The 16206-nt window shown below is 74.8% G+C and carries 9 protein-coding genes; 4 read left to right on the top strand and 5 right to left on the bottom strand.

The window, feature by feature from the left end:
* Positions 1 to 108: 108 nt before the first annotated feature.
* A complete protein-coding gene (locus AB0K25_RS27585; protein ID WP_363823485.1) occupies positions 109 to 3705 on the bottom strand; it encodes a hypothetical protein in 3597 nt (1198 codons plus the stop codon).
* Positions 3706 to 3894: 189 nt separating this feature from the next.
* Positions 3895 to 4716, bottom strand: a complete 822-nt coding sequence (locus AB0K25_RS27580; protein WP_219468545.1) for a zinc finger domain-containing protein — start codon at positions 4714 to 4716, stop codon at positions 3895 to 3897.
* Between the two features lie 109 nt (positions 4717 to 4825).
* On the opposite strand from AB0K25_RS27580, the gene AB0K25_RS27575 reads away from it, so the two are divergent.
* Positions 4826 to 6148: a hypothetical protein gene (locus tag AB0K25_RS27575; protein WP_363823482.1), complete on the top strand. Its 1323-nt coding sequence runs from the start codon at positions 4826 to 4828 to the stop codon at positions 6146 to 6148.
* A gap of 56 nt (positions 6149 to 6204) precedes the next feature.
* Here AB0K25_RS27575 and AB0K25_RS27570 read toward each other — a convergent pair whose 3' ends face one another.
* Positions 6205 to 6426 (bottom strand): CPCC family cysteine-rich protein, encoded by a 222-nt coding sequence (locus tag AB0K25_RS27570; protein WP_067302767.1) that lies wholly within the window; start codon positions 6424 to 6426, stop codon positions 6205 to 6207.
* 63 nt (positions 6427 to 6489) lie between these two features.
* A complete protein-coding gene (locus AB0K25_RS27565; protein WP_357537814.1) occupies positions 6490 to 7284 on the bottom strand; it encodes an SAM-dependent chlorinase/fluorinase in 795 nt (264 codons plus the stop codon).
* A 101-nt stretch (positions 7285 to 7385) separates the two neighbouring features.
* On the opposite strand from AB0K25_RS27565, the gene AB0K25_RS27560 reads away from it, so the two are divergent.
* Complete coding sequence (locus AB0K25_RS27560; RefSeq protein ID WP_357537812.1) at positions 7386 to 7931, top strand: hypothetical protein; 546 nt, start codon at positions 7386 to 7388, stop codon at positions 7929 to 7931.
* A 106-nt stretch (positions 7932 to 8037) separates the two neighbouring features.
* On the opposite strand, the gene AB0K25_RS27555 is transcribed toward AB0K25_RS27560, so the two are convergent.
* Entirely contained in the window at positions 8038 to 12609 is a 4572-nt protein-coding gene (locus tag AB0K25_RS27555) for an ATP-dependent helicase (protein WP_363823495.1), read from the bottom strand.
* A gap of 273 nt (positions 12610 to 12882) precedes the next feature.
* Here AB0K25_RS27555 and AB0K25_RS27550 point away from each other — a divergent pair, with 273 nt between their 5' ends.
* Together AB0K25_RS27550 and AB0K25_RS27545 are read left to right on the top strand one after the other, a co-directional pair.
* On the top strand, positions 12883 to 13260 hold the full coding sequence (locus AB0K25_RS27550; RefSeq protein ID WP_208569346.1) for a hypothetical protein: 378 nt from the start codon (positions 12883 to 12885) through the stop codon (positions 13258 to 13260).
* Positions 13261 to 13365: 105 nt separating this feature from the next.
* On the top strand, positions 13366 to 16200 hold the full coding sequence (locus tag AB0K25_RS27545; RefSeq protein WP_363823478.1) for a Na+/H+ antiporter subunit A: 2835 nt from the start codon (positions 13366 to 13368) through the stop codon (positions 16198 to 16200).
* Positions 16201 to 16206 lie beyond the last annotated feature (6 nt).

Here is a 16206-nt window from a genome sequence, read left to right as displayed (position 1 = left end):
GCCCGGCTGCCCGCCCGGGCGGGCAGCCGACCGCAGCGTCCGACCGGCCGGGTCGCCCTGCCCACCCGGCCGGTCCGTCGGGTCGCCCGCCGGAGTCGGCGGTCGTTCTCAGCGGGGGGTGTGGACGGACACCGGGCCGGTCCAGGGGGAGTTGCCCACCACGGTGAACGAGCGGACCCGGTAGTGGTAGGTGACGCCCCGGGCCAGACCGGTGTTGGTGAAGCTCCGGCCGGTGACGGTGAAGCTGGCCACCTCCCGGGCGAACTGCGGATCCACCGCGCGCTGCACCACGAACCCCGCCCCCGGCCCCGTCGGCAGGCTCGCCGACCAGGTCAACGACACCGTCGCCGTGTCCGGCGCGGGGACGCCGACCGTCGCGGCGACCCTGGTCGGGGTCTCCGGCACCGCCGGGGTGGTCACCGTCGCCACCGTCGACCACGGTGACGCCGCACCGAGGTAGGTGGTCCGGACCCGGTAGTAATAGGTGGTGTCCGGGGCGACCGCCGGATCGAGGTGGCGGTCGGTCACCGGCACGGCGGTGGTGCCCGGACCGCTGGTGAAGGTCGGGTTGGTGGCCCGCTGCACGTCGAGGCCGGTGGCGAAGGAACGGTTCACCCACCGCAGCGCCACCCGCAGGGGCGCGGCCGGCGGCACCGTCGCGGCCAGTCCGCTCGGGGCGGGCAGGCGTACCGACGCGGGGCTGCTGTTCGACCAGGCCGAGCAGCCGGCGGCGTTCTCGGCCCGGATCCGGTAGTGGTACGTGACCCCCGGGGTGATGGTGGCGTCGGTGTAGCGGGTCGCCGTACCCGCCACGGTGATGGTGGTCAGCCCGGTGCCGAAGGTGGCGTCGGTGGCCCGTTGCAGCAGGTGGCTGGTGGCGGCCGGCCGGCTGCCGTTGCCCGTCCAGGCCAGCGCGATCGCCGGGAGCGCGGTCGCCGAACCGGGCAACGGCGTCGCGGTCAACCCGGTCGGCGCACGGGGCGAGACCCGCAGCACCAGGGGTCGGCTCATGCCCAGGTCCCGCAACCCCGCTGCGGCGCTGGCCCAGCGGAACTCCCACCCCAGGTCCACCGGATGGTTGACCACCGTCGCCGGACGACCGTCGAACGGGCTGACACCGACGGCGTCGAGGCGTACCCCGGTCGGTCGGGTCGGGTCGAGCAGCCGCCGGCTGTCGGCGACCTTGAACGGCAGCGGCGGCACCTCGGGCCGGAGGGCCACCACCAGGTCCTCGGCCGGGTTGATCCGGACGATCTGTTTCCAGCCCAGCTCACCGCCGTCCGGGGCGCGGACCGTGCCGTCGCCGCCGATGCGGTGGACCACCTGCACGTCGCAGCCGTCGAAGCGGACCGGATGGGTCTGCCGGCCGGTGCCGCTGATCCGCCACAGCTGGATGCCGTCGGCGGGTTCGTCCGCGCCGGCCGTCGGGTCGGCCGCGACGAGGATCTCGGTGGCCGGTTCGGTCGGGCCGAGCGGGAGGGTCACCGGGCCGAGCGGGCTGGCTTTCGGGTGGGGCACCCCGAGCCGGCCGGCGCGTCGGCCGTACTCCGACTCGAAGACCGTCCCGACGGTCTTCATCTGGATCGGCAGGGTGACCGCTGCGGCGGCGCCGGGTGGGGTGAAGGTGGCCGAGGTGGCGTGTGCGGGGGCGACGACCCCTGGGGTCGTGGTGGTGCCGAACGCCCGGTCGTACTCCCGTTGCGGCACGATCGGGGGGCGCTGGCTGGCCGCGTACGCGGCGGGCAGCCGGGCGGCGAGCCGGTCCAGGTCGTACCGGCGGGTCGGGGTGCCGGTCACCCGGAACTGGAGCACGGTACGGGTGTTCGGGCCGTACCCGGGCAGGGTGGTGGGGCCGCCGCCCTCGGCGCGGTGGTCCCCGGCGGCGGTGTGCCGGTCGTAGCGGGGGTCGGCGTCGGGTAGTGGGGCCGGGCAGTCGTTGTAGAGCAGCACCGTCGCCCCGGGCGGCAGGGTGGAGAAGTCGACCAGCACGTCGGCCCGTTCACCGGGGGCGAGCAGCAGCGCGGCCGAGTCCACGTTGAGCACCGTCGGGTCGCGGCGGTCGTAGCGGTAGCCGACCGGGCGGTTGGGCACCACCACCGGGGCGGGGAGCAGCCCGCACTCGTTGCCGATCTGGATCATCGGTGGGCCGGCGGCGGCCGGGTCGGGCACCCCGCCGTCGCGGCCGTCGGTGGGCCAGTCCGCCGGCCGGCCGGGGGTACGCACGGCGTCCACCATCGGCACCTCACCGGCGTCGGCGTCGGCCAGGCTCCCGTCGGCCCGCCACATCGGCCCGTCGGAGCGGGCCCGGTAGAGCTGGAGGTTGAGGGCCCGGTCGGCGCAGCCGTTGACGATCCGGAACCGGTACGCCGTCGGCCGTACCCGCAGGTAGGGGTAGGCGACGCCGTTGACCAGCATGGTGTCCCCGTAGGCCGCGGGCACGGCGCTGGGGTGCGGCACCCCGGGGGCCTGCGGGGGTTCCTGCGGGGCGGCCACCGGATCGTGGTGCGGGTTGTCCACCGGGCCGACCCGGGGCGCGTCCCGGTCGTCGGCGCCGGGCAGCCACGGGCCGTAGTCCCAGCGCCCGGTGGGGTTGCGCCCGCAGTCGCGGTACGGGTCCTGCCGGGGCTGGTAGACGTGCGGGTGCCACAGGTTGCCCCGGGTACCCCAGCGGTCCCGGTCCCAGGTGGGGTCCTCGGCGGCGAGCTGGGCGTCGTCGGGGACGAAGGTGCGGTCCTGGATCACCAGGGGGAGCTGGTCGGCGGGGAGCACCCCGTCGGCGACCAGCTCGTCCTCGACCGGGTCGGTGAGCAGATAGAGGGCGAACTGGCCGGACAGGACGGTCAACCGGGACAACCCGAGGGTGTTGTCCTGCAGGCACATCAGCCGGCCGCTCTGCGCGTTCGGGTAGTAGAGCGTGGTGGCCCCCGCCCCGGGGGGCGGCATGTCCGGCACGTGGGTCAGGCCCGGCCCGGTCGGGTACGGGGTGATCTCCCCGGCCGGGGTCACCCACTGCCACGGGTTGCCGGCGCTGATCCAGCCGGTGTGCGCGCCGGACAACTGCAACACGGCCCGGTTCTGCGGGTAGGGCGCCGGCCCCTCCAGCGGCCCCGCCCCGGCCCCCGGGAGGCTGGTGTCCACCGGCAGGAACAGGTCCCCGGCCGGGCCGGTGGGGAGTTGGTTGATGAACTTGATCCGTACCGGGCGGTCCCGCCGCGCCATGATCAACGGCCCGAGGTGGTAGGGCCGCTCCGGCGGGGCGACGGTGTTGTGCCCGTCCGGGTCGGTGCCCAGGTTGAGCTGCCGGTAGCCGCGCAGCCGGGTGGTGGGCAGGTCCCGGTGCAACCGTTGGGTGTACTCGGACAGCCCGATCTCGTAGTAGTCGCAGCCCGGCCAGCTGACCGTGTCCGGGGTGGCGACGGGCAGGTGACCACCCAGCTCGGTGCGTCCGGCGGGGCCGGGCACCGGGAGTGCGTCGACGAACTTGCGCAGCCCGGTGCCGGTGACCGCCCGGCCCTGCGGGTCGGGTACCGGCAGCGGGCTGCCGGCGAAGTTCGGCACCGGCCCGAAGCAGTGCGGCACGGCGGCCGGGTCGAGGCTCGCCGGGGTGGGACCGGCTGCGCCGGTGCGGGCCGCCGGCACGGTGGGCCGGTCGGTGTGGACGACCCGGGTCGTCCAGTGTGGTCGCAGTCTGCGAAACAGGGCCATGGCTCTCCCCGGGCACGGGGACCCGCCGCCCCACACCCCGGCGTGGTGGGCGGTCGCGTCCGGTGGTTACGAACGGTGAGCACTCCACCGCAGCATGCGACGTCGGCGGCCGGATAGGAATTACCCATTCGTCCGTGTCTGCGGGTCGTCCCGCCAGGCGGGAGGTGACCCGGCGTCGGTCGCGCCCGCTCAGCCGGCCGCCGGGGTCGGGGCGGGTGGCGGCTGGCAGGTCGGGCACCAGTAGGTGACCCTTTCGCCCAGCTCCTCCTTGGCGATGGCGGTGCCGCAGCGGCGGCACGGCTGGGCCCGCCGGCCATAGACGTAGCTGGTCTGCCCCCGGCGCAGCGAGCCGGTGGTGCTCTGGGTCCACCGGCCCCGGTTGGCGGCGAGCAACCGCTGGGCCAGGGTCACCGTGCCGGCCAGGTCGGGCACCGCGCCGACCGGCGTCCAGGGGGAGATCCCGCGCAGGAACAGCAGCTCACACTTGTAGAGGTTGCCCACCCCGGCCAGGTTGCGTTGGTCCAGCAGCGCCTCCCCGATGGTCACCTCCGGCGCGGCGGCGAGCCGACGGGCCGCCTCGGCCGGGTCCCAGTCGTCGCCGAGCAGATCGGGGCCGAGGTGCCCGAGCAGGCGCTCCTCGTCGGCGGTGGGCAGCAGGGCCAGCTCGTGCAGGTGGTAACCGACCGCTACCGCCTTCGGGCTGTGCAGCACCACCCGGATCAGGTGCGCAGGCCGGCCCGTCCACCGTTCCCCCGGGGCGTACGCCCGCCAGGCGCCGTCCATCCGCAGGTGGGAGTGGAGCGTCCAGGCGGTGGTCGGGGCCGCCTGTGGGGGTGCGGTCAACCGGAGCAGCAGGTGTTTGCCCCGGCTGGCCGACTCGCGCACCGTCCAGCCGGACAGGTTGGTGGTGGCGAGCGTCGGCACCCGGAAGTCGCTGCTGGTGAGCCGGGTGTCGGCGAGCGCCCGGTGCAGGACGCGGGCGGTGTTCCAGACGGTGTCTCCTTCGGGCACCCCAGCATTCTCCCTCGTCCGAGCAGAATTCGCATGTATCGCTATTTGTAGCGTGCTTCCTGTCGATCTACGAAAAAATGCACTATTGGAGAGTTCTGAGGAGAATATTATGGCTTTCGGCCCTCGTGGTGCCTCATCGTCCCTGTTGGTCGGTCTGCTGACCGTGACCCTGGTCGGCGCGCTCGCCCCGGCCACCGCGTACGCCGCACCACACGTCCCCGGCCGCTCCGCGCCTGACCGGTCGGGTCTGGACCGGTCCGCGCCCGATCCGTCGCGGTCCGGGCGGCAGAGCGGCACGACGACCACCGGTGAGCGATGGTCCGTCGACCTCGCCGTCGTCGGCGGCGACGACGTGAACGTCCGGTTCGGTGCCGGCCGGCTGCGCCTGGCCGACCCCCGCCCGACCCGACACAACCGGCCCGCCGCCCTCGGTGCGTCGGTCGCCGAGGGGGTGCTGCTCGCCCCCGCGTATACCCTCGCCGGCCCGGCCAACCGGGTCCACGCCGCGCTCACCGCCGAGGCCCCCACCGGCACCGCCGTCGGTGTCCAGGTGCGCGGCTGGCAGCCCACCGGCTGGACCGAGTGGCGGGAGGCCGGCACCGCCCCCGCCACCTTCGACCGGCCGGTCAGTCGGGTCCAGGCCCGGGTGCTGCTCACCACCCGCGACGCGAAGGCCGCCGCCTCGGTACGCGCGGTCCAGCTCACCGCCGACACCGCCGCCGTCCAGAAACCCGCCCCCACCGCCGTACGCAGCTACCGGGTCTTCGCCACCCGGGAGGGCGAGGTCGGCGGGGTGACCGCCAACGGTCGCACCATCCAACCCCGGGACCACTTCGTTGCCCTGCCGTCCCGGCGCGGGCTCTCCCCGCTCGACACCGGCGACTACACCGTGCGGGTCTGCACCACCAGCGGCAGCCGCTGCGAGTACGCGCCGGTGTGGGACGTCGGCCCGTGGAACACCCGGGACGACTACTGGAACCCCGCCGCCGTCCGGGAGAACTGGAAGGACCTGCCGCAGGGCCGCCCCGAGGCACAGGCCGCCTACCAGTACGGCTACAACGGCGGCAAGGACCAGTTCGGCCGTACCGTGCTCAACCCGGCCGGCATCGACCTCGCCGACGGCACCTTCTGGGACGGCCTGCTGCTCACCGACAACGCCTGGGTGGACGTCACCTACCTGTGGACCGGCTCCGGCCCGCGCGGCGTGATCGGCTCCGGGCCGCTGAACGTCCGTACCGGCCCCGGCACCTCGTACCCGACCCGGGGGCTGGCCGCCACGCACGCCAACGTGCCGATCCAGTGCTACGTCAAGGGGCAGACGGTCGCCGGGACGTACCGGACCACCAACCGGTGGAACCGGCTGGCCGGCGGTCAGTACGTCAGCCACGCCTACGTGTCCACCGTGTACGGCGGCACCGTGTCACCCTGCTGACCGGTGCACCGCTGACGGGACCCTCCCCGACCCGGCGGGTCAGGGGGCGGGTCGGCTCAGGGCCGCTCGTCCGGGCGGGGCGGGCGGACCATGTCCTGGTAACGGGGGTGACTCGCGCCGTACACCGCGAAGTTCAGCCGGGCGTGGGTGAGACTCAGCTCACCGTTCGCCCCGCCCCGCACCACGTCGGCATCGGCGTCACCCTGGCCGTCATCGGTCCAGAAACAGACCGGACAGGTGCCCCCACCCGTCCGGGACGCACAACAGGGACAGCCCACCGGAACCCACACTTCACCCACCGCAGCAGCATTCCACACCGGACGTCGGCCAGGGAGCGCAGCTCACCCCCTGATACGCCCCCGCACCGTGACCGTGGCACCCGGGGCCACCCCGAGCAGGTCCACCGCCCGACCCCCGTTGCGGGCCACCGCCACCAGGCCGGCGGAGTCGACGAGCACGACCAGCGAACCGGGTGCCACGTCCCCGAACGTCCGCCCCCGGACCGCCGGTCGACCGTCGACCTGCACCGCCGCGGGCAACGACGCCAGCAGGTCCGCCCCGGCGGCGAGCTGCACGTTGCCGAAGTGGTCCACGCTGAGCACCTCGGCGGTGAACCCGTCGGCCTCCCGGCGCAGCACCGGCGGGGGCAGGATCACCAGGGAAGCCGGGTCGACCTGCGGCCCGGCGTCGGCCGGCGGGCCACCGAGAGCCAACCGGGCCGCCACCGGGGCGAAGACGTCCCGGCCGTGGAAGGTGTCCGACACCTCCGCCGCCAGCCACCCCGGCGCGGTCAACTGCACCGCCGAGGTGATCCCACCCAACGCCTGCGCCGCCGCCGGCAGCACCCCGTTGTCCGGCCCGACCAGCAACCCGCCCGGTGTGACCAGGGCCACCGCCCGCCGGGACGTCCCGACCCCCGGGTCCACCACCGCCACGTGCACCCCGTACGGCAGGTGCGGCACGGCCTGGGCGAGCACCGCGGCACCCCGCCGGACGTCCCCCGGCGGCACCAGGTGGGTCACGTCGATCACCCGGGCGGTCGGGGCGATCCGGCCGATCACCCCGTGGCAGACGGCCACGAACCCGTCGGTGAGCCCGTAGTCGGTGGTCAGTGAGATCCAGGGGGACGGGGCCATGCCCGGCAGGCTAGTGCGGCGGGCCGACTATCACTGACCGGACACCCCGATCGGCCGACCGGCCGGTGCCGTCCCCGCAGCGGGTTCGGCAGACTGCCGGGGTGACGAAACGCCTTCGTATCCTGTCCACGACCGCCACCGTCCTCGTCGCCCTGGCCCTGGCCGGCTGCGGCGACGACCCCGCCGACGAGCGGGACGGCGGGGCGTGGGCCGACGGCCGGGCGAAAGCCCCGGCCACCACCGAGGCCGCCCCGGCGGACGGACCGCCGAAGACCGCGAAGCCGGGCACCACCCCCCGGGAGAGCCCCTCCACCCCGCCGTTCGTGCTGCCGACGAAGAAGACCAGCGCCCCTGCCGCCCGCAAGGTGGTCGACGCGTTCACGGCCGCCGGCCTGAAGGCGCCCGACCCGCGCGACCGGTCCAAGGACTGCGGACCCAACGGTGCGGGGGTCGGCTGCGCCCAGCTGCTCGTCACCGACGCCGTCTCCGTCTACGTCTTCCCCGACGAGGCGAGCGCCACCAACCAGACCGACGTGTGGGGGACCAAGGCGTACCGGTCGGGTGCGGTGGTGCTCAACTACCTGGGCACCCGGACCAGCGCCGCCGAGCAGAAGCGCTACAACGACGTACTGGCCAAACTCGGCTGACTGCCGCAGCCCGGGCCGGTCGACGCCGGTGGGGTCACCCCGACCGGTGTCGCCCGGCCCGGACGACTGCGGCGGGGGCGGCGCGGGCGCGGGGTGACCTGCCCGGTCAGCCACGCAGGCGCAGGCCACGGGGGGTGGCCCGGAAACCGGCTGCGGCGAGCGCGTCGCGCAGCGGGGACGAATGCACCGCCCCACCGTCGGCCCGCTCCACCGACATCGCCCCCAACGCCCCGGAGTGCACCGCGTCGGCGAGCGCCTTGCCGGCGGCGGCCAACGCGTCGGGCTCGGCGGTGAACGAGAGGATGGTCCGCCCACCCCGTTCGACGTAGAGGGCCAGGTCACCGCCGACCAGCACCACCACCGACCCGGCCTTGCGGCCGGCCCGGTGCCCGGTGCCCGGTGCGGCGTCGTCGCCCGAGTCGACGGCCCGTTCCGGCCAGGGCAGCGCCGCGCCGTACGGGTTGGCCGGGTCGGTGGCGGCGAGCACCACGGTCGGCCCGTCGCCGCGCCCCCGGCCCCGGTCGGTCGGCTCGGCGAGCGCCCGCAGCCGGTCCACCGCACCGGGCACCGCGAACTGCGCCGCGCCCAGCCCCTCGACGAAGTAGCCCCGCCGGGCAGCGCCGCGCTCCTCCAACGCGGCGAGCACCGGATAGACGGCGGCGAACCCGCCGACGACCTGCTCGGCCACCACCGCGCCCCGGGTCACCACCCCGTGCCGGTCGAGCAGCAGATCGGCCAGGGCGGCGGCCCGTCGGGTCGGATCGGTGTCCCGCTCCGGCAGCCGCGACCAGCGCCCGGCCACCGTGGGCGGGCCACCCCGGCTGGGCAGCGCCACCCGACCCGGGCGACGGTAGCGGGTACGCGGGGCGGCCGGGCGGGACCGGTGCGCGCCGCCCGCGCCGAGCGCCGCCCGCAGCGGGGCGAGGGTGTCGTTGGTGAGCTGCCCCGCCCAGACCAGATCCCAGATCACCGCGGTCAGGGCGGTGTCGTCGTCGGAGCCCACCCGGTCGGACAGCGGGCGGAAGAACAACGCCTGCCCGTCGGCGAGCGCGTCCAGCACGGCGGCGTGCAACGGGGTGCCGGCGAAGGTGTCGTCCGGCGGGGGGAGCAGCAGCGGTGCGACGTCCGCGAACGCCAGGGTGATCCAACCGTCGCCGCCGGAGATCGCCCCCGAGCCGGCCCAGACCACCTCACCCCCGGCGCACAGCTCGTCGAGCTGTGCGGGGGAGTAGTCGGCGACCCGGGCGGGCAGCACCAGCCGCTCCCACGCCGACGCCGGCACCGCCGTGCCCTGCAACTGCTCGATCGTGGCGGCCACCGCCTCCACCCCGCGCGCCGACGAGCCGATCTGCTGCCAGCGGGGCAGGAAGCCGGCCAGCACCCGGGGCGGCACCGGTTCGATCTCCCGGCGCAGCGCGGCGAGCGACCGGCGGCGCAGCAGCCGCAGCACCTCGGCGTCGCACCACTGGGTGCCCACGCTGTCCGGGGCGAACTCGCCGGAGACCACCCGCCCGGTCGCGGCGAGCCGACGCAAAGTCTGCTCCACCACGAAAACCCCGAGCCCGAAGCGGGCGGCGCAGGTCGCGGCGGCGAACGGCCCGTGGGTGCGGGCGTACCGGGCGACCAGGTCGCCGAGCGGGTCGGCCACCGGCGTCAGGTACGCCTCGGCCACCCCCACCGGCAGTGCCACCCCGAGCGCGTCGCGCAGCCGGGCCGCGTCCTCGATGCCCACCCAGCGGTCCTCGCCGGCGATCCGGACCCGCAGCGCCCGGCGGGCCGCCGCCAACTCCACCGGCCACTCCACCGGCACGCCCCGCTCGGCCAGCTCCGCCTCGGTCAGGTCGCCGAGGACCCGCAGCAGCTCGGCGACGTCCTCGGCGTCGCGGGGTCGACGCTGGTCGGTGCGCCAGCGCAACTGCCGTTCGGTCTCGGCGAGCACCGCCGGGTCGAGCAGCTCGCGCAAGTCCACCCGGCCGAGCAGCTCCCCGAGCAGGGCCGAGTCCAGCGCCAACGCGGCGGCCCGCCGCTCGGCCAGCGGCGCGTCCCCCTCATAGAGGAACGCGCCGACATAGCCGAAGAGCAGCGACCGGGCGAACGGCGAGGGGCGTTCGCTCTCCACCTCGACCAGGCGGACCTTGCGGCTGGCCAGGTCGCGCATCAGACCGGCCAGGGCGGGCTGGTCGAAGACGTCCTGGAGGCACTCCCGGGCGGCCTCCAGGGTGACCGGGAAGTCGGCGTACTCGCGGGCCACGTCGAGCAGTTGGGCGGCGCGCTGGCGTTGCTGCCACAGCGGCTGCCGGCGGCGCGGGTCACGCCGGGGCAGCAGCAGCGACCGGGCGGCGCACTCGCGGAACCGGGCGGCGAACAGCGCGGAGGTGCCCACCGACTCCTCGACCAGTTGGGCGATCTCGTCGGGCTCGAACACCACCACGTCGGCGCCGGGCGGCTCGTCGGCGGTGTCCGGCAGCCGCACCACGATCCCGTCGTCGGAGGGCATCGCCTGGGCGTCCACGCCGTAGCGTTCGGCCAGCCGGCGGCCGATCGCCAGCGCCCACGGCCCGTTGACCCGGGCCCCGAGCACGCTGTGCACGGCGAGCCGCCAGTCACCCAGCTCGTCGCGGAACCGTTCGACCAGCACCGTGCGGTCGTCGGGCAGCGAGCGGGTGGCGGCCTGCTGCTCACGCAGGTAGGCCATCAGGTTGCCGGCCGCCCAGTCGTCGAGGCCACCGGCCCGCAGGGCGGTCAGGGCGGTGGCGTCGTCCTGGCGCAGCAACGCCCGGATCCGGCTGCCGATGGCCCGGCCCAGCTCGACCGGCCGGCCCAGCTGGTCGCCCTTCCAGAACGGCATCCGGGCCGCCTGGCCGGGTGCGGGGGAGACGAGCACCCGGTCGGGGGTGATCTCCTCGATCCGCCAGGACGAGGAGCCGAGCAGGAAGACGTCGCCGACCCGGGACTCGTAGACCATCTCCTCGTCCAGCTCACCGACCCGGGCGGCGCGCTGCGCACCGGCCAGGAACACCCCGAACAGGCCCCGGTCGGGGATGGTGCCGCCGCTGGTGACGGCGAGGCGCTGGGCCCCCGGCCGCCCGGTGAGCACGTCGGTGGCCCGGTCCCAGACCAGTCGGGGCCGCAGCTCCGCGAAGGCGGTCGACGGGTAGCGGCCGGAGAGCATGTCGAGCACCGCGTGCAGCGCCGAGTCGGGCAGCTCGGCGAAGGGCGCGGCCCGGCGGACCAGCACCGCCAGGTCGCCGAGCGACCAGGGTTCGAGGGCGACCATGGCCACGATCTGCTGGGCGAGCACGTCGAGCGGGTTGCGCGGGTAGTGCAGCTCCTCGATGGCGCCGGTCGCCATCCGCTCCGCGACCACCGTGCACGAGAGCAGGTCGCCCCGGTGTTTGGGGAAGACCACCCCCCGGGACACCGCCCCCACCTGGTGTCCGGCCCGGCCGACCCGTTGCAGGCCGGCCGCGACGCTCGGTGGGGCCTCGATCTGCACCACCAGGTCGACCGCGCCCATGTCGATGCCCAGTTCCAGGCTGGAGGTGGCCACCACGGCGGGCAGCCGGCCGGACTTGAGGGCCTCCTCGATCTGCTTGCGTTCCTCCCGGGAGACGCTGCCGTGGTGGGCCCGGGCGATCACCGCATCGGCCCCGGTCGCCGTGCCCGACTGGGCCATCACCTCGGCCGGCGGTCCGGCGGCGGCGTCGGCCGGCTTCCCGACGGCCCGGTCATCGGCGGCCGGCGCTCCGACGGTCTGTTCCTCGGCGGCCAGCTCGTTGAGTCGGGCGCAGAGCCGTTCGGCGCTGCGCCGGGAGTTGGTGAACACGATGGTCGAGCGGTGTGCCCGGATCAACGCGAGGACCCGTTCCTCCACGGCGGGCCAGATCGACGCCCGGCGCGGGCCGGGCCCACCCAGGTCGTCCTGGAGGGGTTGCTCGGTCTCGTCGAGCCGGGTCATGTCCTCCACCGGGACCTGGACGCTCACCTCGATCGTCTTGGGGGTGGCCGGCTGCACCACGTCCACCGGGTGGGCACCGCCGAGGAACCGGGCGCACCCGTCGATCGGCCGGACGGTGGCGGACAGGCCGATCCGCTGGGCGGGTCTTTCCAGCAACCCGTCTAGACGCTCCAGGGAGAGCGCCAGGTGGGCGCCGCGTTTGGTGCCGGCGACGGCGTGCACCTCGTCGAGGATGACGGTCTCGACGCCGCGCAACGAATCCCGGGCCGCCGAGGTGAGCAGCAGGAACAGCGACTCGGGGGTGGTGATGAGGATGTCCGGCGGGGTGCGGGCGAAGGCCCGGCGTTGGTCGGCGGGAGTGTCGCCGGTGCGCATCCCGACGGTGATGTCCGGCGGGGTCACACCGAGCCGGGTGGCCGCCTGCCGGATGCCGGCGAGCGGAGCGCGCAGATTGCGCTCGACGTCGACGGCGAGCGCCTTGAGCGGGCTGACGTAGAGCACCCGGCAGCGTCGCCGGGCGTCGGCCGGCGGCGGTGCGTCGGCCAGCCGGTCGAGCGACCAGAGGAACGCCGCGAGCGTCTTACCCGAGCCGGTGGGTGCCACCACCAGGGCGTTGCGGCCGGCGGCCACCGAGGTCCAGGCACCGAGCTGGGCGGCGGTGGGGGCGGCGAAGGCGGCGCTGAACCACTCCCGGGTGGCCGGGGCGAAGCCGGCCGGCACTTCCCGGCCGTCGCCCGCGCCGGCCGGGCCCGCCGGGTTCGCCCTGCCCGCCGTGCCGTCCGGGTCCGCCGTGCCCTCCCTGCCCCGCCTCGTCACGTCCCCATCCTGCCTCGGCGGTGTGACATCTGGCCGGCGCGGATGCTGGACTGTCCGACGCCGCGAGAGAATAGCGAATTAGCCGATTAGTACGTTAAGTCTTACTTAACTGCTTGCTTGCGACCCACAACATAAAGTAACTTCACTCGGACTGCCGCAACGGGTGAGAGGAATCGGATGTTCGTCGAGGAGCGTGGCCCGACGCCCGGCACCGACGTGCTCATCCGCAAGGTCGAAGGGCATCTCACCGCCCTGCGGACCAGCCTGCGCGGCCCCGAGCTGGAGCTGGCCGAGCGCCTCGCCGACAGCCTGCGGGAGCTGGTCGTCTCCACCGCCCAGGCCAGCGCGGCCGACCGGGGTCAGGTGCGCGTCGCCGTGCACTACTTCGTGCTCCGCCGGGAGAGCCGCGGCAAGCTGCTCCCGGTGCGTTCGCTCGCCGTCGCCCAGCGGGTGGTCGACAAGGTCGCCCTCCAGCTCGGTCGCCCCGACCTGCTGGTCGAGCCCCGGCGGGCGCTGACGCCCGCGCTCCCCGGCGGCGAGACTCCGCCCGGCTGACGGGCGATTTCCCGAAAAGCCCCCACCGGGGGCTGAACTGGCGTGTGATCGGTGCGGAACGGGACAATTCGCCCGGTATGCGCCGCCAGTTCGACGGGAGGACGCGTGCTCGTACTGCTGCTCCTGCACCTGGTGGCGGCGCTCCTCGCGCCACTGCTGGTCCGGTGGTGGGGTCCGCGCGCCTGCTATCCGCTCGCGCTGGTGCCCGCCGCCGCGTTCGGCTGGGCGCTGACCCGCACCTCGACGGTCCGCGACGGGGGCGCGGTCGTCGAGACGTACCAGTGGATCGGGCAGCTGGACCTCGACGTAGCGTTGCGGATGACGACGCTGTCCTGGCTGATGACCCTGCTGGTCGGCGCGATCGGCGCGCTGGTGCTGGTCTACTGCGGCCGGTACTTCGCGCTCGGCGCGGTGGGCCTGCCCCGGTTCGTCGCGGTGCTGGTCGCCTTCGCCGGCGCGATGCTCGGCCTGGTCCTCGCCGACGACCTGCTGCTGCTCTACGTCTTCTGGGAACTCACCACCGTCTTCTCCTACCTGCTCATCGGGCACAGCACCGAGCGACGCTCCAGCCGCTGGGCGGCGGCCCAGGCGCTGACCGTCACCACGCTGGGCGGGCTGGCCATGCTGCTCGGCTTCCTGATCCTCGGCGGGCACGCCGGCACCTACCGCTGGTCGGAGATCGCCGCCGCCCCCCTGCCCGGCGGTGCGACGCTGGTCGCCGCCGTGCTGCTGATCCTGACCGGCGCGCTGGCCAAATCGGCGATCGTGCCGTTCAACGGCTGGCTGCCGGTGGCGATGGCCGCGCCCACCCCGGTCAGCGCCTACCTGCACGCGGCGGCGATGGTCAAAGCCGGCGTCTACCTGATCGGCCTGCTCGCCCCCGTGCTCGCCGACACCGGCCCGTGGCGGCCGGTGCTGCTCACCCTCGGCCTGGTCACCATGCTCGCCGGCGGCTGGGCGGCGCTGCGCCAGTGCGACCTGAAACTGCTGCTGGCCTACGGCACGGTCAGCCAACTCGGCCTGCTGACCGTGACGATCGGCACGGGCAGCGCCGACGCCGCGCTCGCCGGGGTGGCGATGCTGCTCGCCCACGCCCTGTTCAAGGCCGCCCTGTTCCTCGTCGTCGGCATCATCGACCACGACGTCGGCACCCGCGACCTGCGGGAACTCTCCGGCCTCGGCCGTCGGGCCCCGGCGCTGGCGGTGGTCGCCACGCTCGCCGCCGCCTCGATGGCGGGCGTGCCGCCGCTGCTCGGCTTCGTCGCCAAGGAGGCGGTCTTCACCGCGCTGGCCACCCGCCCGGTGGTGCTCGCCGGGCTGGTCCTGGGCACCGTGCTCACCGTCGCCTACAGCATCCGCTTCCTCTGGGGTGCCTTCGCCACCCGCCCCGGCACCGCCGAGGCCGCACCGGAACCGATCCCGCTGCCGATGCTCGTCCCACCCGCCCTGCTCGCGGTCGCCGGGCTGGTCGCCGGCCCGACCGCCGCCGCGCTCGACGGCCTGCTCGGCCCGTACGCGGAACTCTTCGGCCCGCCGCACGACACGCTCGCCCTCTGGCACGGCCTGACCCCCGCCCTCGGCCTGTCCGCGCTGGCGCTGGCCGGCGGGGCCGTGCTGCACGCGGTACGCGGCCCGCTCGCCCCGGCGCTGGCCCGCTGGAAGCTGCCGTTCACCGGCAACCAGGGCTACGAATGGGCCACCCACCACTTCGACCGGCTGGCCATCGAGGTCACCGGCGCCACCCAGCGCGGCTCACTGCCGCTGTATCTCGGCACCGTCCTGCTGGCCCTGGTGCTGGTGCCCGGCACCGCCCTGGTCAGCACGAGCCCGTGGCACACCCGGATCGCGCTCTGGGACAGCCCGCTGCAACTGGTGGTCGGGCTGGTGATCGGGGTCGCGGCGGTCTTCGCGGTGAACGCCCGACGACGGCTGACCGCGATGCTGCTGGTCGGGGTGACCGGCTACGGCACCGCGATGCTGTTCGTGCTGCACGGGGCACCCGACCTGGCGCTGACCCAGTTCCTGGTGGAGACCTCCACCATCGCCGTCTTCGTGCTGGTGCTGCGGCGGCTGCCGGAGCGGTTCTCCGCCCGGCCGCTGCGCCGCAGCCGGTGGGCCCGCCGGGTGCTCGGCGTCGCGGTGGGCGTGGTGCTGGCCGGGCTGGCGCTGATCGCCTCCGGGGCCCGCACCGCGGTGCCCATCTCCACCGCGTTCCCGGCGCTCTCCGTCGCCGAGGGGTACGGGCGCAACGTGGTCAACGTGACCCTGGTGGACATCCGGGCCTGGGACACCATGGGTGAGATCTCGGTGCTGGTGGTGACCGCCACCGGGGTGGCCAGCCTGATCTTCGAGCGGTCCCGCACCGGACCGCGCCCCCGCCGGGTCGAACCCGCCTCGCCCCGACACGACGACCGGCCGGTCTGGTTACGTGGCGGGGCGACCCTGCACGCGCGACGCCGGTCCATCGTCTTCGAGGTGGTGACCCGGCTGCTGTTCCACACCATCGTGCTCTTCTCGCTGTTCCTGCTCTTCTCCGGTCACAACGCACCCGGCGGCGGCTTCGCCGGTGGCCTGGTGGCGAGCCTGGCGCTGGCCGTGCGCTACCTGGCCGGCGGCCGGTACGAACTGGCCGAGGCCGCCCCGATCGGGGCGGGCACGGTGCTCGGGGCCGGCCTGGCGATCTCCGTCGGTGGTGGCGTGCTGTCCCTGCTGACCACCGGGACCGTGCTGGAGAGCGCCAAGGTCGACCTGCCGCTGCCCGGCCTCGGTGGGCCGTACCTGGTCACCTCGCTCTTCTTCGACATCGGCGTCTATCTGATCGTGGTGGGGCTGATGCTGGACATCCTGCGCAGCCTCGGAGCGGAGATCGACCGGCACGTCGAGGCGGCCGGCAAGTCCGACCGGGGGCTCGTCGTCGACCACGAGGGGGACCGACGGTGAGGGGCG

Origin of the sequence: Micromonospora sp. NPDC049257 (assembly GCF_040678915.1) — a bacterium.
In the GTDB taxonomy this organism is placed as follows: domain Bacteria; phylum Actinomycetota; class Actinomycetes; order Mycobacteriales; family Micromonosporaceae; genus Micromonospora; species Micromonospora antibiotica.
This window is presented reverse-complemented; position numbering and strand designations above follow the sequence as displayed.